This is a genomic window from Kutzneria sp. NPDC051319, assembly GCF_040682195.1.
Taxonomy (GTDB): domain Bacteria; phylum Actinomycetota; class Actinomycetes; order Mycobacteriales; family Pseudonocardiaceae; genus Kutzneria.
Genome location: NZ_JBFBAM010000044.1, coordinates 36,025 through 60,392, shown reverse-complemented (window position 1 = coordinate 60,392; position 24,368 = coordinate 36,025). Strand labels below are relative to the sequence as shown.

Annotated in this window: 20 protein-coding genes; 10 read left to right on the top strand and 10 right to left on the bottom strand. The window is 68.9% G+C overall.

Annotation, left to right across the window (positions count from 1 at the left end; translation table 11 throughout):
• Window positions 1-91: 91 nt before the first annotated feature.
• Window positions 92-394 (top strand): WhiB family transcriptional regulator, encoded by a 303-nt coding sequence (locus tag AB0M73_RS32725; protein ID WP_363898877.1) that lies wholly within the window; start codon window positions 92-94, stop codon window positions 392-394.
• On the opposite strand, the gene treZ is transcribed toward AB0M73_RS32725, so the two are convergent.
• Genes treZ through glgX form a run of 3 tightly spaced genes read right to left on the bottom strand, consistent with a single transcriptional unit; the run spans window position 391 to window position 6,364 of the window.
• Window positions 391-2,064, bottom strand: coding sequence for a malto-oligosyltrehalose trehalohydrolase (treZ, locus tag AB0M73_RS32720; RefSeq protein WP_363898825.1), 1,674 nt, complete (start codon window positions 2,062-2,064; stop codon window positions 391-393). The genes AB0M73_RS32725 and treZ overlap by 4 nt on opposite strands.
• Complete coding sequence (gene treY / locus AB0M73_RS32715; RefSeq protein ID WP_363898822.1) at window positions 2,061-4,253, bottom strand: malto-oligosyltrehalose synthase; 2,193 nt, start codon at window positions 4,251-4,253, stop codon at window positions 2,061-2,063. Before treY ends, treZ begins: the two co-directional genes overlap by 4 nt.
• On the bottom strand, window positions 4,250-6,364 hold the full coding sequence (glgX, locus tag AB0M73_RS32710) for a glycogen debranching protein GlgX (RefSeq protein ID WP_363898819.1): 2,115 nt from the start codon (window positions 6,362-6,364) through the stop codon (window positions 4,250-4,252). Before glgX ends, treY begins: the two co-directional genes overlap by 4 nt.
• A 45-nt stretch (window positions 6,365-6,409) precedes the next feature.
• Between glgX and AB0M73_RS32705 the strand changes: the two genes are divergently transcribed.
• Together AB0M73_RS32705 and AB0M73_RS32700 are read left to right on the top strand one after the other, a co-directional pair.
• Window positions 6,410-7,144 carry a methyltransferase domain-containing protein gene (locus AB0M73_RS32705; RefSeq protein WP_363898817.1) on the top strand — a complete coding sequence of 245 codons (735 nt, stop codon included), beginning with the start codon at window positions 6,410-6,412 and terminating at the stop codon, window positions 7,142-7,144.
• Window positions 7,141-8,163, top strand: a complete 1,023-nt coding sequence (locus AB0M73_RS32700; RefSeq protein WP_363898814.1) for a 3-oxoacyl-[acyl-carrier-protein] synthase III C-terminal domain-containing protein — start codon at window positions 7,141-7,143, stop codon at window positions 8,161-8,163. Before AB0M73_RS32705 ends, AB0M73_RS32700 begins: the two co-directional genes overlap by 4 nt.
• Here the strand turns inward: AB0M73_RS32700 and AB0M73_RS32695 are convergent.
• The 3 genes from AB0M73_RS32695 to AB0M73_RS32685 form a co-directional block, all read right to left on the bottom strand.
• Window positions 8,127-8,792, bottom strand: a complete 666-nt coding sequence (locus AB0M73_RS32695; RefSeq protein WP_363898811.1) for a phosphotransferase — start codon at window positions 8,790-8,792, stop codon at window positions 8,127-8,129. The two genes, AB0M73_RS32700 and AB0M73_RS32695, sit on opposite strands and share 37 nt — an antisense overlap.
• Before the next feature lie 205 nt (window positions 8,793-8,997).
• Window positions 8,998-9,759, bottom strand: a complete 762-nt coding sequence (locus AB0M73_RS32690; protein WP_363898808.1) for a TIGR02452 family protein — start codon at window positions 9,757-9,759, stop codon at window positions 8,998-9,000.
• Between the two features lie 61 nt (window positions 9,760-9,820).
• Window positions 9,821-10,702: a hypothetical protein gene (locus tag AB0M73_RS32685; protein WP_363898805.1), complete on the bottom strand. Its 882-nt coding sequence runs from the start codon at window positions 10,700-10,702 to the stop codon at window positions 9,821-9,823.
• A gap of 138 nt (window positions 10,703-10,840) precedes the next feature.
• Between AB0M73_RS32685 and cynS the strand changes: the two genes are divergently transcribed.
• Window positions 10,841-11,287 carry a cyanase gene (gene cynS, locus AB0M73_RS32680; protein WP_363898802.1) on the top strand — a complete coding sequence of 149 codons (447 nt, stop codon included), beginning with the start codon at window positions 10,841-10,843 and terminating at the stop codon, window positions 11,285-11,287.
• Here the strand turns inward: cynS and AB0M73_RS32675 are convergent.
• The gene (locus tag AB0M73_RS32675; RefSeq protein WP_363898799.1) at window positions 11,268-12,371 is read right to left on the bottom strand and encodes a methyltransferase domain-containing protein; all 1,104 of its coding nucleotides are present in this window, start codon (window positions 12,369-12,371) and stop codon (window positions 11,268-11,270) included. The genes cynS and AB0M73_RS32675 overlap by 20 nt on opposite strands.
• A gap of 135 nt (window positions 12,372-12,506) precedes the next feature.
• Between AB0M73_RS32675 and AB0M73_RS32670 the strand changes: the two genes are divergently transcribed.
• A complete protein-coding gene (locus tag AB0M73_RS32670) occupies window positions 12,507-14,153 on the top strand; it encodes an Eco57I restriction-modification methylase domain-containing protein (RefSeq protein WP_363898796.1) in 1,647 nt (548 codons plus the stop codon).
• Between the two features lie 17 nt (window positions 14,154-14,170).
• Complete coding sequence (locus AB0M73_RS32665; protein WP_363898793.1) at window positions 14,171-14,890, top strand: PaeR7I family type II restriction endonuclease; 720 nt, start codon at window positions 14,171-14,173, stop codon at window positions 14,888-14,890.
• Between the two features lie 553 nt (window positions 14,891-15,443).
• Here AB0M73_RS32665 and AB0M73_RS32660 read toward each other — a convergent pair.
• Window positions 15,444-16,211: a hypothetical protein gene (locus AB0M73_RS32660; protein WP_363898790.1), complete on the bottom strand. Its 768-nt coding sequence runs from the start codon at window positions 16,209-16,211 to the stop codon at window positions 15,444-15,446.
• Window positions 16,212-16,321: 110 nt separating this feature from the next.
• Here AB0M73_RS32660 and hrpA point away from each other — a divergent pair, with 110 nt between their 5' ends.
• From hrpA to AB0M73_RS32640, 4 genes are all read left to right on the top strand, one after another.
• Complete coding sequence (gene hrpA / locus AB0M73_RS32655; RefSeq protein WP_363898787.1) at window positions 16,322-20,203, top strand: ATP-dependent RNA helicase HrpA; 3,882 nt, start codon at window positions 16,322-16,324, stop codon at window positions 20,201-20,203.
• A 69-nt stretch (window positions 20,204-20,272) separates the two neighbouring features.
• Window positions 20,273-20,758: a SigE family RNA polymerase sigma factor gene (locus tag AB0M73_RS32650; RefSeq protein WP_363898784.1), complete on the top strand. Its 486-nt coding sequence runs from the start codon at window positions 20,273-20,275 to the stop codon at window positions 20,756-20,758.
• Entirely contained in the window at window positions 20,751-21,128 is a 378-nt protein-coding gene (locus tag AB0M73_RS32645; RefSeq protein ID WP_363898782.1) for a hypothetical protein, read from the top strand. Before AB0M73_RS32650 ends, AB0M73_RS32645 begins: the two co-directional genes overlap by 8 nt.
• A 78-nt stretch (window positions 21,129-21,206) precedes the next feature.
• The gene (locus AB0M73_RS32640; protein ID WP_363898779.1) at window positions 21,207-21,626 is read left to right on the top strand and encodes a hypothetical protein; all 420 of its coding nucleotides are present in this window, start codon (window positions 21,207-21,209) and stop codon (window positions 21,624-21,626) included.
• On the opposite strand, the gene AB0M73_RS32635 is transcribed toward AB0M73_RS32640, so the two are convergent.
• Both AB0M73_RS32635 and AB0M73_RS32630 read right to left on the bottom strand, forming a co-directional pair.
• Window positions 21,613-23,010 (bottom strand): carboxylesterase family protein, encoded by a 1,398-nt coding sequence (locus AB0M73_RS32635; RefSeq protein ID WP_363898776.1) that lies wholly within the window; start codon window positions 23,008-23,010, stop codon window positions 21,613-21,615. The two genes, AB0M73_RS32640 and AB0M73_RS32635, sit on opposite strands and share 14 nt — an antisense overlap.
• Window positions 23,007-24,365, bottom strand: coding sequence for an FAD-linked oxidase C-terminal domain-containing protein (locus AB0M73_RS32630; protein ID WP_363898773.1), 1,359 nt, complete (start codon window positions 24,363-24,365; stop codon window positions 23,007-23,009). The genes AB0M73_RS32635 and AB0M73_RS32630 overlap by 4 nt, the downstream gene beginning before the upstream one ends.
• Between the last annotated feature and the right edge of the window lie 3 nt (window positions 24,366-24,368).

Below are 24,368 nucleotides of genomic sequence, written 5' to 3'. Positions count from 1 at the left end.
CGGTCGGGGGAGATCGCCAAACCCGGGGTTTGGGTAGGCGGCGTTCGGGTACCAGATGGCGGACGACAAGTACTTCCCTCAGGAGGCGCACATGGCCGACGTGCACCGGCTACCCATCCCGGTCTCGGAGAACTGGGACTGGCAGCGCCTCGGCGCCTGCCGCGGCGCCAACAGCGCTGTCTTCTTCCACCCGGACAGCGAGCGGGGCTCCGCGCGGCAGGCTCGTGAGGCCACGGCCAAGCGTATCTGCCATTCCTGTCCTGTGCGCGCCGAGTGCCTCCGGCATGCCATCCAGGTGCAGGAGCCCTACGGCATCTGGGGCGGCATGGGCGAGAACGAGCGCCGCGCCGTCATCTCGGCCACCCGCAGGCGCGTCAAGACCCGCGCCAGCTAGGCCACCACCGTCACCGATTCGGGCGCACCCGGGGACTTCGAGCTGAACAGCACGGTTCCCGGGGCGTCCACTTGTGTGCCGCCGAGGTTGCAGACGACCCGCAGGCCGCCGCGGTGCAGGGTGACGACCCGGCGGTCCTCGTCGAGGTCGACGGTGAACTGGTGCAGCCGGGGGTCCGACAGCTCGGGGTGGTTGCGCCGCAAGGCGATCAGGGCCCGGTAGGTGGCCAGCACTTCGCTGTCGGCGGCTTCTTCCCAGCGCAGCTTGGACCGCTCGAAGGTGGCCGGATCCATCGGGTCCGGCACGTCCTGCGCCGCCCAGCCGTGGTCGGCGAACTCCTTGCGGCGGCCGGTGCGCACGGCCTCGGCCAGCTTCGGGTCCGGGAACGAGGCGAAGAACTGCCACGGCGTCGACGCCGCCCACTCCTCGCCCATGAAGATCATCGGCGTGTACGGGGAGCAGAGCACGATCGCCGCCCCGCAGGCCAGCAGGCCGGGGGAGACAGTGGCGGACAACCGGTCGCCGGTGGCGCGATTGCCGATCTGGTCGTGGTTCTGGAGGTAGCCGAGGAACCGGTGGCCCTGCGTGGTGAGCGTGTTCACCGGCCGGCCGTGGTGGCGGCCGCGGAACTCCGACCAGGTGCCGGCATGCAGGAAAACCCCGGTCAGCGTGGCCGCAAGCGCTTGCAGCGAGCCGAAGTCCCCGTAGTAGCCGGTGGTCTCCCCGGTCAGCGTGGAGTGCAGGCAGTGGTGCAGGTCGTCGCTCCACTGGGCGTGCAGGCCGTAGCCGCCGGCCTCGCGCGGGGTGACGAGCTTGGGGTCGTTCAGGTCCGACTCGGCGATGAGCGTGAGCGGTCGGCGCACGTGGGCGGAGAGAGCGTCCACTTCGGACGACAGCTCCTCCAGCAGGTGCGTGGCCCGGCGGTCGGCCAGCGCGTGCACGGCGTCGAGGCGCAGGCCGTCGACGTGGAAGTCACGCAGCCAGCCCAGGGCGTTGTCCAGCACGTACCGGCGCACCTCGTCGGACTGCGGGCCGTCGAGGTTGAGGGTCGGGCCCCAGATCGTCTCGCCGGCGAAGTACGGCCCGAAGCGGTCGAGGTAGGCGCCGGACGGCCCGAGGTGGTTGTAGACCACGTCCAGCAGCACGGCCAGGCCCCGGTTGTGGCAGGCGTCGACGAACCGCTTGAAGCCGTCCGGACCGCCGTACGGGTCGTGGGTCGCGTACCAGAGCACGCCGTCGTAACCCCAGCCGTGCGGGCCGTCGAAAGCGTTCACCGGCAACACTTCCACGAAGTCGACGCCGAGGTCGACGAGGTGGTCGAGCTTGCCGATGGCCGCGTCGAAGGTGCCCTCGGGCGTGAACGTGCCGATGTGCAGCTCGTACACGATGCCGCCGGGCAGCTGCCGGCCTGTCCAGGCGGAATCCGTCCACTCGAACGCCGAGTGGTCGTAGCGCCGGGATCGGGCGTGCACGCCGTCGGGCTGCCAGCGGGAACGCGGATCGGGCAGCTCGTCGTCCGAGTCGTCCAGCTGGAAGGCGTAGTCCGGCGCGGCGTCGGGCACCTCGGCCCGCCACCAGCCGTCGTCGGCCCGGGTCATCTCGTGCACAGATGGTCCATTGTGGACGCGAACACGGGAGCGGTTCGGGGCCCACACGGAGAACTCGGTCACGAGCGCACCACCAAGGCAACCGGGTACTGCGACAACAGGTCGGACAGCAGGGGAGCTTCGCTCGTGGATCGGCCGGTGATCACGTCGGTCCACTCCCCGGCGGGCAACGGAAGCACGGTATCGCGCCAACCCCCGGCGGACGCCAGGCCGATCGGCAGTCTCGTGCACAATGCGACAAGTCGGTCGCCACGGGAGAACGCCACCGCGTGCTCGGCCGCCGGGCCCTGCGCCGGCACCACGCGGTACCCGGTGAACAACTCCGGCCGCTCCCGCCGCAGGCGCAACACTCGACTGGTGACCAGGAGCTTCGCCGCGCCGGACGCGTCGATCTCCGGGAGCCAGCCGTCATCGATCCGGGCCAGCAGCGCCGCCCGCTGCTCGAAGTCCACCGGCCGCCGGTTGTCCGGGTCGACCAGCGAGAAGTCCCACAGCTCGGTGCCCTGGTACACGTCCGGCACGCCCGGGCCGGCCAGTTGCACCAGCTTCTGCCCCAAGGAGTTCGACCAGCCGGCCGGCGTGATCGTGTCGACCAGCGCGGTCACCTCGGCCATCAGCGCCGTGTCGCCCAACACGTCGTCCGGCCAGGCCGCGATGGCCTTGTCGACCTCGGGGTTGCCGTCCACCCAGGACGTGGCGATCTTGGCTTCCTTGGCGGCCTTGGCCAGATAGTCCCGCAGCCGGTCGGCGCTGATCGGATACGCGCCGACCAGCGTCTGCCACGCCAGGCGGGTCAGCGAACGCTCGGGCAGCGGCCGCTTTTCCGACCACCGGGCGAACGCGGTCTCGAACTCCACCTCGGACAGCACGGCCAGCCGGGCGCGGACGTCCTCGGCCCGTTTGGTGTCGTGAGTGGACAGTGCCGTCATCGTCTCCGGCGACCCGGCCTCGCGCGCCTGCATCGCCACGTGGAACTCGGTCGGCGGCACGCCGAACCGGGACGGGTCGCTGCCGACCTCGTTCAGCGCCACGAAACGGTTGTAGCGGTAGAAAGCCGTGTCCTCGACGCCCTTGGCCATCACCATGCCGGACGTCTGCTGCACGCGGGTGGCCAGCTCGCCGTGCGGGTCGGCCATCATCAGCCGGGCGATCTCCGCGCACCGCGGATTGCCCGAGGCGGCCTGCTCCAGCGAGGCCCGGCCCGCCGGCAGATAGCTGCGGTAGACCGGGAACATGGACAGCAGCTCGATGACGGCTTCCTCGTCGTCGAAGGGCAGCAACGCGTTGATGCGCCGCACCTCCGCGCGCAGCAGCGTCCTCGCCGCCGTCGTCTTGCACCGGTTTTCCAGGAACTGGAGCGATCCCGCGTTCGGCGGCTCGCCGCTCGGGTCGATGAACAAGCCGCAGATCTCACGCATGGCGTCGTACCCGGTGGTGCCGGCGACCGGCCACGACACCGGCAGCGACTCGCCGACGGCCAGGATCTTCTCGGCCACGATCCACGTGTCCGGGGCCGCGTCCCGCAGCCGGCGCAGGTAGCCGCCGGGGTCGGACAGGCCGTCCGGGTGGTCGATGCGCAGGCCGTCCACGCCCCAGCTCAGCACGTGGGCGTGGGTGGCCTCGAACACCTCGGGGTCCTCGACCCGCACCGCGGCCAGGGTGTTGATGTCGAAGAACCGCCGGTAGTTCAGGTCGGTGTTGGCCGTCCGCCAGTGCACCAGGCGGTAGTGCTGGCGCTCGTGGACCTCCTGCGGCGTGCCGCCCTCGGTGCCGGGTGCGATGGGGAACATCTGCTCGTAGTAGACGAGTTTTTCGCCGTCCACGCGCAGCTCTTCGAGGCCGTGCTCGTCGCCGAGGATCGGCACCATGATCGGCCCACGCGACCAGTCGATGTCGAACTTGGCAGCGTGCTCGGACTCCTGGCCGTAGCGCAGGACGTCCCACCACCACGGGTTGGCCTGCGGTTCCGAGATGCCGACGTGGTTGGGCACGATGTCGACGACGAAACCCAGGCCCAGCTCGCGCAGCCGGTCGTGCAGCGCCTGCCGCCCGACCTCGCCGCCGAGCCCGGCCGACGTCGACGTGGGATCGGTGACGTCGTAGCCGTGCGTGGAGCCGGGCGTGGCCTGGAGCAGCGGGGAGGCGTACAGGGCGCCGACACCGAGCCGTTGCAGGTAGCCGGCGACCCGCATGGCCTGCGCGAAACCCATGCCGGGCCCGAACTGGATCCGGTACGTGGACGAGGGAATCATTCGGCACTCCGTTGCAGGACGACCAGCGACCGGGCCGGGATGGGCAACGTGGCGCCGCCCTCCAACTCGGTGCTCGGCGGCTCGTGCGCCCCGACGGACGTGTCCACCACGACCCGCCAGTTGCTGCCGTAGTCGCCACCCGGGATCCGGAAGTCGACGGCCTCGTGCCAGGCGTTGAAGCACAGCAGGAACGAGTCGTCGGTGACCCACTCGCCGCGCCGGTCCAGCTCGTCCATGGCGTCGCCGTTGAGGAAGACGCCGACCGCCCGGCCGAAGTCGGTGTCCCAGTCGGCCTCGGTCATCTCCTCGCCGTCCGGGTTGAACCAGGCGATGTCGCGGCGGTCGTCGCCCTTGCGCAGCGGGCGGCCCTGGAAGAACTTGCGTCGCCGGAACACCGGGTGCTCGGCCCGCAGCGCCGCCATCCGGCCGGTGAACTCGACCAGGTCGGCGTTGTCCTTGGCCAGCGACCAGTCGATCCAGGAGGTCTCGTTGTCCTGGCAGTACACGTTGTTGTTGCCCTGCTGGGTCCGGCCCAGCTCGTCGCCGTGCAGCAGCATCGGCACGCCCTGCGACAGGAACAGGGTGGCGATGAAGTTGCGCCGCTGCTTGGCCCGCAGCGCCAGCACCCCGGGATCCTCGGTCGGGCCCTCGGCGCCGCAGTTCCAGGACCGGTTGTCGTCGGCCCCGTCGTTGCCGTCCTCGCCGTTGGCCTCGTTGTGCTTGTCGTTGTACGACACCAGGTCGTTGAGGGTGAAGCCGTCGTGCGCGGTGACGAAGTTGATCGAGGCGAACGGCCGCCGGCCGTCGTCCTGGTACAGGTCGGAGGAACCGGTGATGCGAGAGGCGAACTCGCCCAGCGTGCCGGCCTCGCCGCGCCAGAAGTCCCTCACGGTGTCCCGGTACTTGCCGTTCCACTCCGTCCACAGTGGAGGGAAGTTGCCCACCTGGTAGCCACCGGGGCCGACGTCCCACGGCTCGGCGATCAGCTTGACCTGGCTCACCACCGGGTCCTGCTGCACGATGTCGAAGAACGCCGACAGCCGGTCCACGTCGTAGAACTCACGCGCCAGGGTAGCCGCCAGGTCGAAGCGGAAACCGTCCACGTGCATCTCGGTCACCCAGTACCGCAGCGAGTCCATGATCAGCTGCAGCGTGTGCGGATTGCGGGCGTTGAGCGAGTTCCCGGTGCCGGTGTAGTCCATGTAGTACTGGGGGTCGTCGTCGACCAGCCGGTAGTAGGCGGCGTTGTCGATGCCGCGCATGGACAGCGTCGGGCCCATCTGGTTGCCCTCGGCCGTGTGGTTGTAGACCACGTCCAGGATGACCTCGATGCCGGCGTCGTGCAGCGAGCGCACCATCGCCTTGAACTCCTGCACCTGGTTGCCCAGCGCGCCCTGCGAGGCGTAGCGGTTGTGCGGGGCCAGGAAGGCGATCGTGTTGTAGCCCCAGTAGTTGGTCAGGCCACGCTGCGTGAGGTGGTGGTCGTCGATGAACTGGTGCACCGGCATCAGCTCGACCGCCGTCACCCCGAGCCGCGTGAAGTGCTCGATCATCACCGGGTGGGCCAGCCCCGAGTAGGTGCCGCGCAGGTCCTCGGGGATGAACGGGTGGTTGATCGTGGTGCCGCGGACGTGCGCCTCGTAGATCACCGTCTCGTGGTACGGCGTGCGCGGGCGGCGGTCCTCGGCCCAGTCGAAGAACGGGTTGATCACCACCGACTTGGGCAGGTGCGGCGCCGAGTCGGCGTCGTTGCGCTCGTCCGGGCTGTCGAAGCGGTAGCCGAACAGCGACTCGTCCCAGTCCACGACGCCGTCCAGCGCCTTGGCGTACGGGTCGATCAGCAGCTTGTTCGGGTTGCAGCGCAGGCCGTTCGCCGGCTCGTAAGGGCCGTGCACGCGGTAGCCGTAGCGCTGGCCGGGACCGATGCCCGGCAGGTAGCCGTGGTGCACGAAGCCGTCGACCTCGGGCAGGCGCACCACGGTCTCCGTGCCGTCCGCCTCGAACAGACACAGGTCGACGTACTCTGCGACCTCCGAGAACAGCGCGAAGTTCGTGCCGGCGCCGTCGTAGGAGGCGCCGAGCGGGTAGGAAGTGCCCGGCCAGGGACGCATTGCCGCTCCTTCCAGCGTGTGCCGGACGATCAAATCATCCGGGCGGTGACCGGGCTACTGAACCATGAAAGTGGAAGTGTGGAGCGGGTGGGTGACGACACGGCGCGATACGACCATCTGGCCGGTCAGTGGTGGCGGCCCGACGGCGCCTTCGCCATGCTGCACTGGCTCGCGGCGGCCCGGGGAGCGCTGGTGCCACTCGCGGGGCGACCTGGGGCGTTGCTCATCGATCTCGGTTGCGGCGGCGGGCTGCTCGCGCCCCACATCGCCGGCTTCGGCTACACCCATGTCGGCGTGGACATGGCCGCCAGCGCCCTACGCCAGGCCCGGGCACACGGGGTCGTGCCGATCAAGGGTGACGTGCTTCACCTACCTTTGGGTGATGGGTGCGCCGACGTCGTCGTGGCGGGGGAGATCCTGGAGCACGTCACCGACCTGGACACCGCCGTGACGGAGGCCTGCCGAGTCCTGCGGCCGGGTGGGCTCCTCGTCCTGGACACCCTGGCCGACACGGCGATCGCCCGGCTCCTGGCCATCACCGTGGCGGAGCGGGTGCCCGGGGTGCCGCGGGGCATCCACGACCCGGCGCTGTTCGTGAACCGGCGGCGGCTGGTGCGTCTGTGCGCCCGGGCCGGTGTGCCGCTCTCGTTACGGGGTATTCGTCCGTCCGTGCCGCAGCTGGTCCGGTGGCTGCCGCGTCGGAGGGGCAGAGTGGAGATCGTGCCGTCGGCGTCGACGGCAGTCCTGTTCCAGGGCCGTGGGATTAAGGAGGCGGGATGACCGCCGTATCGATCGCCGGCATGGGGCGGGCGCTGCCGGCCGCCGTGTCGCAGCAGGAGCTGTGGGACGGCTACTTCCGTGGCCACGTCGACTCGCCCGGCTTCGGGTCCCGCATCTTCGCCAACTCAGGCGTGGTGCGGCGGCATGCCGTGGTGAATCCGCTGGTCGAGGACGTGTCCGGGTGGTCGACCGGGCAGCGGATGCGCCGCTACGCCCTGGAGGCCCTGCCGTTGGGCTCCCTGGCCGTCTCCGCGGCGCTGGCCGACGCCGGCCTGGCGGCCTCGGAGGTCGGCCTGTTCGCCGTCGCCTCGTGCACCGGCTACGCCAGCCCCGGCGTGGACGTGCACGTGGCCGCCGAGCTGGGGATGCCCTCCGACCTGCGGCGACTCGTGTTCGGGCACATGGGCTGCTACGCCGCCATCCCCGCCCTGGGCGCGGTGGCCGACTACGTCGCCGCCCACTCTCGTCCGGCGGTGCTGCTCAACGTGGAGCTCACCTCGTTGCACGTCCAGCCGGACCTGTCCCGGGACCAGGTCGTGGCTCACGCCCTGTTCAGCGACGCCGCCGTGGCCACCGTGCTCACTCCGGGCAGCGGGCTTGAGGTCGTGGACCTGGTGGCCGTGACCGATCCGGGAACGTCCGACCACATGACCTGGGACGTCACCGACCTCGGCTTTCGCATGGGCCTGTCGCCCAAGGTGCCCGATGTGCTGGCCGTTCACCTGCGGCCCGCGGTCGAGGAGCTGCTCCGGCGCAACGACGTCAAATCGGTGGCCGGCTGGGCCGTGCATCCCGGTGGTCCGCGGATCCTGGAGACCGTCGAGGAGGTGTTGCGGCTGCCTTCCGACGCCCTCGACGCCTCGCGGGCCGTGCTGTCCGAGCACGGCAACTGCTCCTCGGCCACCGTGCTGCTGGTGTTGCAGCGGCTGCTGCCGGCCAAGGGGCACGTGGTGATGTTGGCCTTCGGTCCCGGGCTGACCCTCTACGCCATGCTGCTGCGGGGCAGGCTCCACCAGTAGCGGCCGGCGATCAGCTCCTCGAGTCGACGGAGCTGATCGGCGACGGCCTCCGGCTCTTCGGCCATGGCGATGCGGAGATCGGAGACAACGAAGTTCGCCTCCCGCAGCTCGCATCCGGCCCGCAGCACGTCCTTGGGCAGCGCCGTCCGGTCGGCGACGAGATCGAGCACGTCCGTCGCGTGCCGGCCGCTGAAGCGGATCAGGAAGAACCAGTCGTCCAGCGGCTCGCCGAAGCGGGCCCACTCGAAGTCCAGCAGCGCCGTGACGGTGTCGCCGTCGGCCAACCAGTTGTCCCAGAAGCAATCCGCGTGCACGGGGACTGTGGTCACGGCCCGCGCCGGAGCGTTCTCGGCGATGGCGTTCAGGCCGTCCAGCACGTTCGGCGGCACGGCGTCCTTGACGCGGTCGATCTCCTCCCCGAACGCCTCCCTGGTAGTGAAGCCGCCGTGGTCGAGGGTTTCGCTCAGCGTGGGCACCACCTCGGCCGGCGGCGTCCAGTCGTGCAACTGCTCCAGTCGCTGGATCGCCTGCCCGGCCAGCCCGCGCGCGGTCCTGGCATCAATGGCCTCCATGCTCGGCGAGGCCCCCGGCATCCGGGCGTAGCAGGCGTAGTCGACGTTGTCGTGCACGCCGCTGGCCAAGCAGCGGGGCCCGCGACACCGGCCGGCAGGTGCCGGGTGAGCGTGGCCTCCCGGCTCAGCCTGGCGTGGCGGTCGCAGAGCTTCACCACGACGTCCGTGCCCAGAAAGACCAGATTGGACAGGCTCCTGGCCTTGACCAGCGGGCCGGGGTCGCGGCCGAGCGCGGCCGCCGCGATCGTGCGGGGATCCAGGTTCATCCGAAGCTTTCGTTGAAGGCGGCCAGGTTCGGTGCCCCCAGGACCGCGAAGACGATGTGCTCGAAGTGCCTATTCTCGTCCATCGCGGCCCGGAACGCCTGCGAAACGGTGATCGGGTCGTTGGCGAAGACCCCGCATCCCCACGCCCCCAACACGAGGCGCGTGTGGCCATTGGCCGCCGCGACCTGGAGCACGCGCGCCGCCCGGCGGTGCAGGATCGCCGGGATGTCCTTGGCCCGCCCGGGTTGGTTGCGCACGACGGCCCCTCGGTTCGGCGCCGCGGCCGTGAGGAAGGAGACCGTGTATGGCTCGATGAGGTTGCCCTGGTCGTCGCGAAAGACCGGCACGTCGGGGGAGTGGATCACCCGGTCGCTGTAGGCGAGGTCCTCGTGGGCGCGGTGGTGGGCGTAGAAGTCGCCGGCCGTGAGCAAATACGGGTACAGCGCCGAGCTGCGGGCGATGCTCTCCTCCTGCGCCCGCGCCCCGTTCAGGAAGCCGCCGCCGGGGTTGCGGGCCGACGCGAACACCAGCGCGGCACCGTGGATCCGTTGGGCCGCTTGGAGCGTCGACTCGTTCGTCACCTCGACGCGGGGAAGCTCTTGCCGCTGCGGCGGCAGGTTCAGGGGCTCGTCCGGCAGGTGCAGTGTGGTTTGTTCGGGCGCGACCCGGATCTCGGTGCGGCCGCTCTTGGTCTCGTACCAGCCCCGGTCGCAGATGGCGACGGTGTCGCGGGCGATCGCCCTCAGTCTCTCGTTCATGTCCCGATCAGTGTGAAGGCCCGGCGCAAGCGGGTATCCGCCCGCGCCGGGCCCCGCCGGGTCAGCCCACGACCTGCCAGTGGTTGTACTTGTTGACCATCGTGTAGGTGCGGCTGGAGCACTTGTAGGCCGCGTCGCCCGAGTCGAAGCGGGTGTCCGAGTTGCCGGGGGCCGCCGCCGTCCAGGTGCTGCCCAGCCTCACCTGGATGTTGTTGGCCGAGAACGTCTTGCCGGCCATGTCCGCGCAGGCGTAGCTCTGGCCGTTGCTCTGCAGCTCCGAGTACAGCTCGTTGACGTCCCAGCCGGTCGTGCCGGCCTGGGTGCTGCCCGAGGACGTGTAGAGCTTGTCGTAGGCCTTGGTGCTGTAGTTGTAGAGGTAGGCCACCCAGGTGCTGCCCGTCGTCTTCACGATCTGCGTGGTGTACGCGCCGCCGCTCGTGTACTTGCTCACGAACGAGGAGTTGATCGCCACCGAGGCCTCGAAGTCGATGTGGTTGCACCAGTCCCACGCCTCGACCGCCTGCGTGGAATTGGTGTACACCGTCGTCACCTCGATGCACGAGCCGCCCGCCGGGTACAGCGTCGGCGTGTAGATCGTGGTGCCGCCGTTGGTCGGCTTCACCGCCGTGCTCACGCTCTGGGCCGCCGACGCGCCCTGGTTGTTGCCCGTGTTGATGAACGCCGTGCCCGCCGACGGGTGGATCGTCGCCGGCGCCGCCACCGCGTGCCCGCTCAGCCGCCGGCCCAGCAGGCCTTCGTGCGCCGTCAGGAACGACTCCTTCTGCTGCGCCGTCGCCTGCCGCACCGCGTCACCGCGCTGCACGCCCGCCACGTCCGCCTGTGCCGTCTGGCTTGTTGCCGCGCCGGCCACCGGCGCCATCAGCGCCACCGCCGTGCACGCCACCAGACCGGCGCCGATGCGCCGGAAAATACTCGCTCGCATAGATGATGTCCGCTCGTCGCAGGGTTACGAGTGGCACCCGACGCTACCGACGCTTTTTCCGATGCGAACCGTCCGGAAGTCCTGTCCGCCGGCCAGAAAATCAACAGTGAACGGGCATCTCGGACTACCGTGCCGCTCATGACCACCAAGCGGGAGACCGCCGCCGCCGTGCTGGCCGCCAAGGCCCGGCTGGGCCTCACCTGGCAGCAGCTCGCCGACACCCTCGACGCGCCCTTGGCCTGGGTCACTTCGGCCCTGCTCGGGCAGCATCCGATGAGCGTCGAGCAAGCCGAGACCGTCGCCCAGATCCTCGAACTCGGGCCCGAGGACGTCGCCGCCCTCGTCGCCCAGCCCACTCGCGGCGCCCTGGACACGCCCGTGCCCACCGACCCCACCATCTACCGCTTCTACGAGGTGCTCCAGGTCTACGGGCCGACCATCAAGGAGCTGATCCACGAGAAGTTCGGCGACGGCATCATGAGCGCCATCAACTTCAAGATCGACGTCGACCGCCGCGAGGACCCGGGCGGCGAGCGGGTCGTCGTCACCCTCGACGGCAAGTTCCTCAAGTACCAGTGGGGCTGATCCGCCTGCTCGGTTCGTCCAGCCACCACCACTGCCCGTCCGGGGTCACCGTGAGACCGAGGCGCTCCCAGCCCGGTTCGCCCCAGTCGCACCACATCCGGTAGGCCCGCTCGACTTCCGCCCAGAGCGACGTCGGGCCGGCCTCCCGCACCCCGCCGTCCCACGCCTCACACCACGAGCCGTCCGGCGCCCGCAGCATCGACGCCGTCGGCTCTCGCGTGGCCGGGTCCAGCACGTAGCCGTACCGGATTTCCTTCGGCAGCCCCAGGCCGGCCAGGAACCAGACCTCGCGGTGGTCGTCCCACGGCCGCCGCGGCGCCGTCGTCGTCCGTTGCCGTTCCCCCGCCGCCTTCGGGCTCTCGACCGTCTTTCCGGCCTTGACGTCGTGCCGCATCCCCATGAACGCCGCCCACCGCTTCGTGAACCGGCCTTCCAGGCGGTCTTCGTGCCTGGTCAGGAGCACCAGGTTGCCCGCTCCCGTGTTGACCTTGACGTCCACCAGCACCTTGCCGCCCTCGGCCACCTGCCCGATCCAGGCGCTCGGAACGCTCGGCACGGCGCAGGTGGCGATGATCCGGTCGTACGGTCCGTGCTCCGGCCATCCCCCGATGCCGTCCTTCGCCGCCAGCCGTGGTCGACACCCGAACTCCGCCAGCCTCTTCCCAGCCGTCGCGACCAGCCTCGGGTCCACGTCCACCGAGTACACGCGCTCATCCCCGAGCCTCTTGGCCAGCAGCGCCGCGTTGTACCCCGTGCCCGTGCCGATCTCCAGCACCCGGTGCCCGTCCCGGACGTCCAGCGCCTCCAGCATCCGCACCATCAGATCCGGCTTCGTGCTCGACGACACCGGCCGGCCGTCCCCGTCCAGCTCCGTCACCAGCGTCGTCGTCGAGTACGCCAGCCCGCTCTCCACCGTGTCGACCTCTTCCCAGCCGCCGTCCTCCCCCTGCTGATACGCCTTCGGCACCAACACATGCCTCGGCGTCGCCGCCACCGCCGCCGCCCAGGCCGCATCCGTCAGATCCCCGGCCTCCCGCAACCGCCCCGCCAACGCCAGCGCTTCCCGCCTCCAGTCCACATCCATCACCGGCCTGCCCCCGCCAGCAGGTCTGCGAGCTGAGCCGTCAACGGCGCACCAGTGGCGTTCTCCACGAACCCATACTGGCCGGTGGACCGTGTCTCCGCCGGGGCTGTCAGGGTCTGTCCCTAAGCTGTGCCCGTGACACTCGTAGCCACTGGCACCCGGAACTATGGCGAGGTATTCACCCGCAGATGGGTGGTTGATGTACTGCTCGACCTCACTGCGTACACCACAGATCGCGATCTCGCCACGCTGCGGCTGGTTGAGCCGGCCTGTGGTTCAGGGGCGTTCTTGGTACCTGTGGTTGAGCGGCTCATCGCAAGCGCTCGGGCCTACGACCGTGACCTCAGCTCCCTAGGTGACGCCATCCGCGCGTACGACCTTCAGGACGAGCATGTGGGAGTCTGCCGCGCCTTGTGTCGGAGCCTCCTAGCCAGTGCCGGCGTCGCAGAGCCCGTCGCAAGCGCGATGGCAGAGAAATGGGTTTCCTACGCTGACTTCCTTCTCCTTGGCGTGGAGGAGCCCAGTGTCGACGTTGTGATCGGTAATCCGCCATATATTCGTTATGATGATTTGTCGGAGGATCTTGCGGCGCGATACCGCTCCAGGTGGCCAACAATGCGCGGCCGGGGTGACATCTACGTTGGTTTTATCGAGCGATCGCTACGTCTACTCAAGCCTGAAGGCAGGGTTGGATTTATCTGCGCCGACCGCTGGATGCGGAACCAGTATGGTGCTGACCTGCGTAAACTGATTGCCAGCAATTATGCCGTCGAACATGTCTGGACCATGCACGACGTTGACGCATTTGAATCGTCAGTATCCGCATATCCGGCGATCACGGTCATCGGGAATCGTCCTCAAGTGTCCGCCGTTGTTGCCGATACATCTAAGGAATTCGGCGCGGTCGGCGCGGCCGCTCTTGTAAAGGCTGCGTCGGATGACGGTTTTGAAGAGTTCTCGGGTGTAGGTGTGAAAGCGCACAGGCTGCCACATTGGTTTGATGGTAGCGAGCTGTGGCCGACGGGTTCTCCCGGTCGCTTGGCGTTGATCGAGTACCTCAACGACCAGTTCGAGCCTCTCCATGGCTCGAACACTGGAACGAAGGTGTCCATCGGGATCGCGACCGGCGCGGATAAAGTCTACGTAGTTAAGGATCCTGGTGTTGTCGAACAGAGTCGTATCTTGCCGCTGGCAATGCGTCGCGATCTTATGTCTGGCACGTTCGATTGGCAGCGAAACTATCTAATCAATCCATGGAATGATGATGGGTCGCTCGTGTCGCTCGCTGAATATCCGAAGCTGGCGGCGTATCTATCCCGCTATCCGGCTCTTCGGATGCGGTTTGTTGCCAAGAAAGATCCGTCCTCGTGGTATCGTACGATCGACAAGGTGCAGCCCGGTCTTACGGGCAGGGCGAAGCTGCTTCTTCAGGATATGAAGACGACCATTCACCCTGTTCTGGAGTCGGGCGGTCATTATCCACATCATAATCTGTATTATGTGACTTCCGATACCTGGGATATGGAAGTTCTTGGTGGAATTCTGTTGTCCCGGATTGCTCAGGCATTTATTGAGGCTTACTGTGTGCGTATGCGTGGAGGGACCTTGCGATTTCAGGCTCAGTATCTCAAGCGAATCCGCGTGCCCAAACAAGATGAGATCAGTGAAGCTGTCAAGCAGGCACTCCGTGTTGCGTTCAGAAAACGCGATGCGGACGGGGCGACGCGTGCGGCGGCCGCTGCTTACGGCATAGATTTGTCGGAGTATGATCTTACCTCCTGACTATGGGAGGATGAACTGTGGCAGTGGGCTTCGAAGACTACGATGCGGCTATTAGGGCATTTTGGGCGGGTCGCAATCTGCAGCAGCAAAAGCAGTTTGACTCGGGCAGGATAGATTCAGGCACGCGTGGAGCGGTGACGGGTGGCCTGCATCTTAACGCACTGCAAGAGTTGATCGCCCGCCAGTTTGAGCCGCTAGTCGACCTTGGTGTTAGGGTTCGAAGCAGGGGAAAGTTGACACTTCCGGGATACTATAGGCGGACAAAGAACTGGGACATTGTTGTAACCTATGGAGATATTTTGGTTGCAGCAATTGAGTGCAAGTCGCAAGTAGGTTCTTTCGGTAATAACTTCAACAATCGGACCGAAGAGGCGATTGGCAACGCTGTCGACCTGTGGCGTGCGAATGCGCAAGGATTCTTTGGGGCGGTCAAGCCGTGGCTTGGATTTGTTTTCGTTTTGGAATACGCCGATGCGTCAGTGAGGGTTCAACGCGATACGGCCAATTTGTTGTACAATGCCGACAGGATGTTTGACAATTCATCGTACGCTGATCGGTATCAACTTCTGTTTCAACGTCTTGTTCGCGACGGGCTTTACGATGCTGCGTGCTTCATTCGCTCGGTTAATGGTGAAGGAATCTACGATGAGCCGTTGCTTGAGTTGTCAACGGCAAATTTGACCGCTGCGATTGCGGAACGGGTTTCGTTCATTCAAGAGCTTGGTGGATCCGCTTAGGTGTGCCAAATGATGTCGGAGTTCGGCTCCTGCTCCTGTGTGTCCTAAACTGATTTCTCGGGCGGTTCGGGAATGGCTCCCTGGTGGTCGGGCCGAAGGCCTGCCAATACTTGGGCGATGTTCACATTCACACGCAAGGCCCCTGTGGTGGCCGGGCGGCCGTGGCATAGGTGCTGGGATGGCGGGTCCGGCGTCGGCGTCGAACGGGCTGATCTGCAACACCGGCACGGGCAAATGCATGGCGTGGAGCCGAACCGACTGTGCCAGGGGTACCAGTAATCGGTGGCAACTGCAACAGCTGCGAGGCGTACTGGGACTGGGATCGCTGGGCCTGCTGGAGAACCGGCGGGCGGGGCTGTGTCCAGAAGTGCTGAACGGGGCGGCTACCCGTAGCTGGCCAAGTGTGGGGCTACTACCAGGACATGGGGTGCTCGGGGCGGGTGCTGTCGGAGACACACCCGAACCCGGACCTCTACTGAAACCAGTGACCACGACTCTTCTAGTCAGAACTACAGAAGTCTGAACGGGTGGCGCGCCGCCCGAGCGCCAGGCGCTAGAGCAGCTCCAGGGCCAGCTCGCGGGCGGTGTCGACGTCCACGGCGACCCGCACGAGGGAACTCTCCGGCACGCCGCCGGGCAGGTCCCCGACCACCACGTGGGGAATCCCGGCCAGCAGGGCCAGCAGGTGCCCGGTCAGGTCGTCGGTCACCAGCACCCGCCCGCCGCCGAGCACGGTCAACGCGTACTGGACGTGCGCCTTGGCCAGCGGCACGAAGGTGGCGGACAACGCGCGCCACGTCCGGCGGGCGAACTCGGGGTCACGGAAGGCCCGGGCACGGAGCTCGGCGTTGGCCTTGGCGGCCACGCGCTGCCGGGGCGTGTAGCCCGCCTCGGGCGAACCCCAGGTCACGACGCGGCTGCTCACGCCCGCGGGCGGCGGGCCGGGGCACTGCCACAGCACGTCGACCTCGACGCTGCCCAGCCGCGGTAAAGCCCCCAGGGCCAAGGCCAGATGCGGCGTCTTCAGATCGGCCAGGGGCACGGCCGGCGCCTCCCGCCCGACCTTCACGCCGCCGGCCAGCAGCAGCGGTCCCTCGATGGCGTCGGTGGCCAGCGTGTCCCCGAGGCACTGGTACGCCACGCGCACGCCCAGCCGGCGCAGCGCGATCCGGGTGCCCAGCCACGCGGCGGGCTCGCCGGGGGAGTCGGGGTCGGGGAAGTGCACCAGGGAGACCCGGCGGGACTCGCCGACGGCGGCGCGGAGGCCGTCGTCGATGGCCGTGTTCAGCGAGCGGAGCAGCGTGCTGTCGGGATGCGGCACCAGCAGATCATGGCAGGCCCGCCGGTCACCTAGACTGGAGGGGAGAGAAAACCGCGCGCGTGTCCGAACCGCGGGTGACTACCCTGAGAAACCAAATGGGATCGCTACCGGTGACTGCTGCCCCCTTCGAACTGCCCCAGCTGATGCTGCGCGACGAGCATCGGCTGCGTCGGCGCGTCGACGGCGCCAACAAGATCCGTGACGAGGCGAAACGCCGCGCCGCGCTGGAGCAGATCGACGACGAGGTGCTGGCCGCGCAGGCCAAGCTGGCCGCCCGGGTGGCGGCGGTGCCGCGCATCAGCTACCCGGAGGAACTGCCGGTCAGCCAGCGCCGGCAGGACATCCTGGACGTGATCCGCGACAACCAGGTCGTGATCGTGGCCGGCGAGACCGGCTCCGGCAAGACGACCCAGCTGCCCAAGATCTGCCTGGAGCTGGGCCGGGGCGTGCGCGGTGTGATCGGCCACACCCAGCCCCGCCGGATCGCCGCCCGCACGGTGGCCGAGCGGGTGGCCGAGGAGCTGCACACCGAGCTGGGCCAGGTGGTGGGCTACAAGGTCCGCTTCACCGACCAGGTCGGCGACGAGACGCTGGTCAAGCTCATGACCGACGGCATCCTGCTGGCCGAGATCCAGAGCGACCGGCTGCTGTCCCGCTACGACACGCTGATCATCGACGAGGCGCACGAGCGCAGCCTGAACATCGACTTCATCATGGGCTACGTCAAGCAGCTGCTGCCGCGCCGCCCCGACCTCAAGGTGATCATCACCTCGGCCACGATCGACCCGGAGCGGTTCTCCCGGCACTTCGGCGACGCCCCGATCGTCGAGGTCTCCGGCCGCACCTACCCGGTGGAGACCCGCTACCGGCCGATCATCGATCCGGAGGACCCGGACGCCGACCCGGACCGCGACCAGGTGCAGGCCATTCTCGACGCGGTGGACGAGCTCCAGGCCGAGGGCCCGGGCGACATCCTGGTGTTCCTGTCCGGTGAGCGGGAGATCCGCGACACCGCGGACGCACTGTCCAAACAGGACCTACGGAACACCGAGATCCTGCCGCTGTACGCGCGGCTCTCGGTCGGCGAGCAGCACCGGGTGTTCCAGCGCCACACCGGCCGCCGCGTCGTGTTGTCCACCAACGTCGCCGAGACCTCGCTGACGGTGCCCGGCATCAAGTACGTGATCGACCCGGGCAACGCCCGCATCTCCCGCTACAGCCACCGGCTCAAGGTGCAGCGGCTGCCGATCGAGGCCATCTCGCAGGCCTCGGCCAACCAACGCAAGGGCCGCTGCGGCCGGGTCTCCGAGGGCATCTGCATCCGGCTCTACTCGGAGGAGGACTTCGAGAGCAGGCCGGAGTTCACCGATCCCGAGATCCTGCGCACCAACCTGGCCTCGGTCATCCTCCAGATGATCGCCGCCGGCCTCGGCGACATCGCGGCCTTCCCGTTCATCGACCCGCCGGACCGCCGCAACATCAACGACGGCATCGGCCTGCTGCAGGAGCTGGGCGCCCTCGAGAAGGACAAGCTGACGGCCATCGGCCGCCGGCTGGCCCAGCTGCCGGTCGACCCCCGGCTGGCCCGCATGGTCGTCGCCGCCGAGGAGAACGGCTGTGTGCGCGAGGTCATGGTGATCGCAGCCGCACTGTCCATTCAGGACCCGCGCGAGCGGCCGACCGAGCAGCAGGAGCAGGCCCAGCAGCAGCACGCCCGGTTCCGGGACCCGGACAGCGACTTCATCAGCTTCCTGAACCTGTGGAACTACCTGCGGGAGCAGCAGAAGGAGCTGTCCTCCAACCAGTTCCGCAAGATGTGCCGGGCGGAGTTCCTGAACTACCTGCGGGTCCGCGAGTGGCAGGACATCTACGCCCAGCTGCGCCAGGTGGTCAAGGGCCAGGGCGTGTCGCTCAACGGCGGCGAGATCGACACCCGCGGCATCCACGTGTCGCTGCTGACCGGCCTGCTGTCGCACCTGGGCATGAAGGACGTCGTCACGAAGGGTGTGCCGCGCAAGGGACCCAGCGAGTACCTCGGCGCGCGCGGCGCCAAGTTCGCGATCTTCCCCGGCTCGGCGCTGTCCCGCCAGCAGCCGCAGTGGGTGATGGCCGCCGAGCTGGTCGAGACGTCCCGGCTGTGGGCCCGGGTGGTGGCCAAGATCGAGCCGGAGTGGGCCGAGAAGCTCGGCGCGCACCTGGTCAAGCGCAACTACAGCGAACCGCACTGGGAAGCCAAGCAGGGCGCGGTGATCGCCACCGAGAAGGTCACCCTGTACGGCCTGCCGATCGTCGCCGCGCGGCGGATCAACTACGGCCGCATCGACCCCGAGGTGAGCCGCGAGCTGTTCATCCGGCACGCGCTGGTCGAGGGCGAGTGGCGCACCAGCCACCAGTTCTTCCACCACAACCGCAAGCTGCTCGACGACGTGGAGAAGCTGGAGGACCGGGTCCGCCGGCGCAACATCAAGGTCGACGACGAGACCCTGTTCGACTTCTACGACAAGCGGGTCGGCGCGGAAGTCGTCTCGGTGCGGCACTTCGACACCTGGTGGAAGAAGACCCGCCGGGAAGACCCGGAGCTGCTCACCTTCGACCCGGACATGCTGATCAACGACAGCGCGGACGGCGTCACGGCGGCCGACTACCCGGACCACTGGACCCAGGGCGGCGTCGAGCTGCCGCTGACCTACCGGTTCGAGCCGGGGCAGCGCGCCGACGGCGTCACGGTCCGGGTGCCGTTGCCGGTGCTCGGTCAGGTCGACGGCGACGGGTTGGCCTGGCAGATCCCGGGCCTGCGGCTGGAACTGGTCACCTCGCTGATCAAGTCGCTGCCCAAGCAGATCCGCCGCAACTTCGTGCCCGCCCCGACCTTCGCCAAGGCCGTGGTGGACCGTTTGGGCCCGAACGACCAGCACGTGCTGGAGTCGGTGGAACGCGAGCTGGGCGCGTTGTCCGGCGTGACGATCCCGCGCGAGGCGTGGCAGCTGGACCAGGTGCCCGACCACCTCAAGACCACCTTCCACGTGGTCGACGAGCGGGACCGGACCCTGGCCGAGGGCAAGAACCTGGCGGCGATCAAGGAGGACCTGCGGGCCACCATGCGGGCCGCCCTGTCCGCCGCCCCCAACGACATCGAGCGCACGGGCGTCACGACCTGGGACTTCGGCACGGTGCCGCGCACGCACCGGCAGGCCGTCGCCGGCTACGAGGTCACCACGTATCCGTCGCTGGTCGACCGCGGCGACCACGTGGACGTGAAGTTGCTGGACAGCGCCGCCCAGCAGCGGGCGGCCATGGTGCTGGGCACCCGGCGCCTGCTGCTGCTCCAGCTGCCCTCGCCGGTGAAGATGGTCGTCCGCAGCCTCACCAACGACGCCAAGCTGACCCTGAGCCGCAACCCGCACGGCGGCGTGCCGGCGCTGCTCAACGACTGCATCGCCACGGCCGTGGACAAGCTCGTCGCCGACGGCGGCGGGCCCGTGTTCGACCAGGCCGGCTTCGAGAAACTGCTGGTCCGGGCCCGGTCCGGGCTGAACGAGACCGTGCTGGACGTGGTCAACCGGGTGCGACGGGTCCTCAACGCCGCGCAGGACGTGGAGCGGCAGCTGGCGGCGGCCAAGTTCGCCCCGGACGCCTCGGTCAGGGACATCCGGGCCCAGCTGCGGGGCCTGGTCCACGCCGATTTCGCGGCCGAGGTCGGCTTCCAGCGGCTGGCGGACGTCGAGCGCTATCTCAAGGCGATCGAGCGGCGGCTGGAGAAGCTGCCGGAGAACCCGCAGCGGGACGTGCAGCGCACCGCGGAGATCGCCGAGATCAACGCCGAGTACCGGACGCTGCTGGACGCGGTGCCGCCGGGCGAGCCGGTGGAGAAGCCGCTGCGCACGATCGGCTGGATGATCCAGGAGCTGCGGGTCAGCTACTTCGCGCAGACCCTCGGCACCGCCTACCCGGTCTCCGAGAAGCGGATCTACAAGGCGATGGATGAGCTGTGAGCGAGCTTGCGAGCGAACCATTGAGCACAGCGAGCAACGCATCGGGGAGCCACGGCGTCTAGCGGTGCGATGTCCTTCGACGAGTTCGTGCATGAGCACCAGCAGGCGCTGGTCCGCTACGCCACGCTGCTGTGTGGCGGGCAGGGCGACGCCGAGGACCTGGTGCAGGAGGTGCTGATCCGGGTCTTCCCGCGCTGGGAGACGCTGGAGGGCAACCGCCACGCCTATGTGCGACGGGCGGTGACCAACGAGTTCCTGTCGTGGCGGCGGCGCTGGAGCACCCGCACCATCAAGTTCACGGCCGAGGTCCCGGACGTCCGGGTCGAGTTCGCCTGGGACGAGCCGGACCAGCGCCTGGCCCGTGAGCTGCGAAAACTGCCCCGGCAGCAACGAGCGGCGGTCGTGCTGCGTTATTACGAGGACCTCACCGACACGGAGATCGCCTCGGTGCTGGGCTGCCGGGAGGGCACCGTTCGGGCCCACGTCAGCCGGGGCCTGGCGGCGCTGCGGTCGGTGCTGGGGTCGTCGGAACGGGTGTGGAGGGGCCATGAGTGACGAGGAGGACGAGCTGCGGCGGCTGCTGGCGGCTCGGGCCGGCCGGGTGCACTCCACCCTGTCCGGCCCGGCCATCCGGGCCCGCGCCTCGACCCGGCGGCCGCTGCGCCGGTTCGCGCCGGTGTTGACGGCCGCGGCCGTGCTGGGGGTCGTCGTGGTGAGCCTGGTGTTGTTGCAGCGCGGCGATCCGCCGCCGGTGCAGCAGCTGCCGCCGGCCGCCCCCGTGTCCACCACGACGGTGCCGTCGCCGACGTCCACGGTGGGCACGACGCCGGACGCGACCACCACGCACACGCACGACAGCACCAGCTCGCCGGCCAGCACGACCGAGACGACCGTGACCTCCGTGACGACCACCACGAAGCGCTGAGAATTTCGCGGTCGCTGCAACAGATCCGGCTCGGGCCGCATGGAAGTGGTGTCAGATCCGAAATCGAGAGGACACCCCATGCGTATCCCCGCTGTGCTGCGGTCCCGGAAGGTCATCGTGGCGGCGGCGGTCGCCGTCGGCGTGCTGGGGGCCGGCACGGCCGCCATGGCGGCGACCTCGGCGGCCGGTGGCGCGCCGACGCCGACCACTGCCATCCCGGTCACGTCGATCCCGGTGACGCCGTTGCCGACCACGACAACCAGGACCGCCGAGCCGACGTCGTCGCCGATCGAGACCACGAAGACGGCGGAGCCGACGTCGTCACCGGTCGAGACCACGAAGACGGCGGAGCCGACGTCGTCACCGGTCGAGACGACCAGGACGACCTCGCCGAGCGAGACCACGACGACGACGTACCCGACGGAGACCACCAGGACCACGACGTACGAGCCGCAGTCGTCGCCGGCCTACCCGACGACGACCGTCAAGAACCACTGATCTCCCCGAAGCTCCGGACGACCCCGGTCTCCCAGCCGGGGTCGCCGGTCTCGGCGAACCGCACCCACGCCGCGTTCATCTGTTTGGCCAGCTCCGGCGGCGGCTGGGTGCCGACCAGCGCTTCCGCGCTCGGCAGCGTGTCGAAGACGAACGGCAGCTCCAGGCCGTGGCACGCGCCGAGCCGGCCCTCGAACTGCGGCGACCGCCAGTCGAAGCGGTACCGGTGGGCTTGGCCGGGGTGCTCCTCGGCCAGCCGGCGGGCGCCGTCGGCGAACACCAGATCGGTCATGGCGGCGATGAACACCTCGCCGGTCGGCTTCTCGCCGAGTCCGTATCGGGCAAGGATTTCCGCCGCGTCCGGCCGCGTCGCGCCGAGGATCCCGAGCGCCTGCTGGTCGGTGATCACGTCGATCAGCCCGCTGGGGGCGAAGTAGAGCCGCATCTCCTCGGCGTTGTAGCCGGTGATCAGGTCCACGTCGGGGTTGAGGTTCTCGCGGGCGTTGGTCGGCAGCACGTCGTCGCCCAGCACCGGCAAGAACGGGGCGAAGGCGTAGCCGGGGTCGAAACCGTCGCCGTCGCGGAGGTCTGGCCCCTGGCCGGGCGTCGTGACCGCCGTCTGCGCCTCCTGGAGCTGTTGTGTGGACAGCTGCCGGAACGCCTCGGCGGTCGCCGGCACGCCCAGCCTCTCGGCCACCTTGTCCACCAGCAGCCGGGCGTTTTCCGGCGCGCGAACCATGTCCGGGTGGCCGGACTCCACGATCGCCCGTCGGAACAGGCCGCGGGCCAGCGGCGAGCCCAGCAGGCACGCGATGCTCATGCCGCCGGCCGACTCGCCGAACACGGTGACGTTGTCGGGGTCGCCGCCGAACGCGGACGCGTTGTCCCGCACCCAGTGCAGTGCCGCGATCTGGTCACGCAGGCCGAGGTTGGTGTCGCCGCCTTGCAGCGGAAGGAAACCGTCGATGCCGAGGCGGTAGTTGATCGTCACGAGGACCACACCGCGACGGGCGAAGGCCATCCCGTCGTAGACCGCGGCCGATCCCGTGCCGTAGACGAAAGCGCCGCCGTGGATGAACACCATCACCGGCAGGCCGCCGGCCGACGGGTCGGGGGAGTGGACGTCGACGGTCAGGAAGTCGCCGCCCTGCGGGCTGTCGCCACCGAGAATGGCGCCCAGGTCGAGGCCCGGCAGCTTGCGGACGGTCTGCGGCGCGATCGGCCCGCGCCGCGTGGCATCCCGTTCACCGTCCCATGTGGACTGCTGTGGCTTCGCGAAGCGCAGCGCGCCTTCGGGGGCCGCCGCGTAGGGCACGGACCGGAAGCGGTGGATGCCGTCCACGATCTCGCCGCGGACGCGGCCGGAACTGGTGCTGATCACGCTCACGCGAATACCTTCCCTGGGTTGAGGATTCCGTGCGGGTCGAGCGCCTTCTTCACGGCGCGGTGCATGTCCAGCACCGCCGGGCTGAGCTCCTGGACCAGGCCCGGTCGCTTGAGCAGGCCCACGCCGTGCTCGCCGGTCACCGTGCCGCCGAGTCGGAGCGCGTCGGCGATGATGTCCTCGAACGCCGCCTGTGCCCGAGCGCGGGCGCTGTCGTCGTCGAGCGGCGTGATCAGCAGCGGGTGCAGGTTGCCGTCGCCGACGTGGGCCACGTTGGCGATCAGGATGTCGTGCCTGTGGGCCGCAGCCTCGATCCGGCCCAGCATCTCGGCGATCTTGTGGGTTGGCACGCACACGTCCTCCGTGAGCACCGGGCCCAGCCGCTCCAGCGCCGGATAGGCCAGGCGGCGGGCCGAGAACAGCGCGTCCGCCTCCTCCTGGTCCGTGGACATCGCCGCCCAGGTCGCGCCGGCCTGCTCGAAGCACCGGAGCATGGTCGTCGCCTCGCCGTCGCCGGGCGTGTCCGTGCGGCCGAGCAGCACCACCTCCGCCTCCGCCGACAGCCCCATGTTCTTCCAGGCGTCGACGGCCTTGAGGCAGTGCTTGTCCACCAGCTCCAGCGCCGACGGCACCACACCCGCCGCGACGACCGCCGACGCGGCCGCGCCGGCCTGCACGATCGAATCGAAGTAGCCGGCGACCGTGGTTTCCGCCGCCCGCTTGGCCTTCAGCCGCACGGTGATCTCCGTGATGACGCCCAGCGTGCCCTCGCTGCCGACCATCAGGCCGGCCAGGTCATAGCCGGCCACGCCCTTCGCTGTCCGGCGGCCGAGGCGGACGATCTCGCCCGTGCCCGTGACCACCTGCATGCCCAGCACGTAGTCACGGGTCACGCCGTACTTCACGCAGCACACGCCGCCGGCGTTGGTCGACACGTTGCCGCCGATCGTCGACCACGGCGAACTGGCCGGATCCGGCGGGTACCAGAGGTTCTGCTCGGCCGCCGCCGCCCGGAGGTCGTCGTTGACCACGCCCGGCTCCACCACGGCCAGCCGCTCGACCGGGTCGATCTCCTTGATCCGGTTCAGCTGGTCCATGGCGATGAGGACACAGCCGTCGACCGCGTTCGCCCCGCCCGACAGGCCGGTGCCCGCACCCCTGGTCACCAGCGGCGTCCCGTGCTCGATGCACGCCCGCACCGCCGCCTGCACGTCCTCGGCGCCGCGCGGCCGCACCATCGCCCTCGGCAGCTCGTACGGGGCCCATTCGGCCTCGTCGTGGGCGTAGCTCCGGAGCACGTCCGGGTCCGTCACCACCCGGTCCGCCGGCAGCGCCGCGCGTAGGTCGTCGATCAGCACGCC

What these genes read in the sequence shown, in the direction of transcription:
- AB0M73_RS32700 (WP_363898814.1), top strand. Translation starts at nt 7,141, where the DNA reads ATGACCGCCGTATCGATCGCCGGCATGGGGCGGGCGCTGCCGGCCGCC.
- AB0M73_RS32650 (WP_363898784.1), top strand. Translation starts at nt 20,273, where the DNA reads ATGTCCTTCGACGAGTTCGTGCATGAGCACCAGCAGGCGCTGGTCCGC.
- AB0M73_RS32640 (WP_363898779.1), top strand. Translation starts at nt 21,207, where the DNA reads ATGCGTATCCCCGCTGTGCTGCGGTCCCGGAAGGTCATCGTGGCGGCG.
- glgX (WP_363898819.1), bottom strand. Translation starts at nt 6,364, where the DNA reads ATGCGTCCCTGGCCGGGCACTTCCTACCCGCTCGGCGCCTCCTACGAC.
- AB0M73_RS32675 (WP_363898799.1), bottom strand. Translation starts at nt 12,371, where the DNA reads ATGGATGTGGACTGGAGGCGGGAAGCGCTGGCGTTGGCGGGGCGGTTG.
- AB0M73_RS32690 (WP_363898808.1), bottom strand. Translation starts at nt 9,759, where the DNA reads ATGAACGAGAGACTGAGGGCGATCGCCCGCGACACCGTCGCCATCTGC.
- treY (WP_363898822.1), bottom strand. Translation starts at nt 4,253, where the DNA reads ATGATTCCCTCGTCCACGTACCGGATCCAGTTCGGGCCCGGCATGGGT.
- AB0M73_RS32685 (WP_363898805.1), bottom strand. Translation starts at nt 10,702, where the DNA reads ATGCGAGCGAGTATTTTCCGGCGCATCGGCGCCGGTCTGGTGGCGTGC.
- AB0M73_RS32645 (WP_363898782.1), top strand. Translation starts at nt 20,751, where the DNA reads ATGAGTGACGAGGAGGACGAGCTGCGGCGGCTGCTGGCGGCTCGGGCC.
- cynS (WP_363898802.1), top strand. Translation starts at nt 10,841, where the DNA reads ATGACCACCAAGCGGGAGACCGCCGCCGCCGTGCTGGCCGCCAAGGCC.
- AB0M73_RS32725 (WP_363898877.1), top strand. Translation starts at nt 92, where the DNA reads ATGGCCGACGTGCACCGGCTACCCATCCCGGTCTCGGAGAACTGGGAC.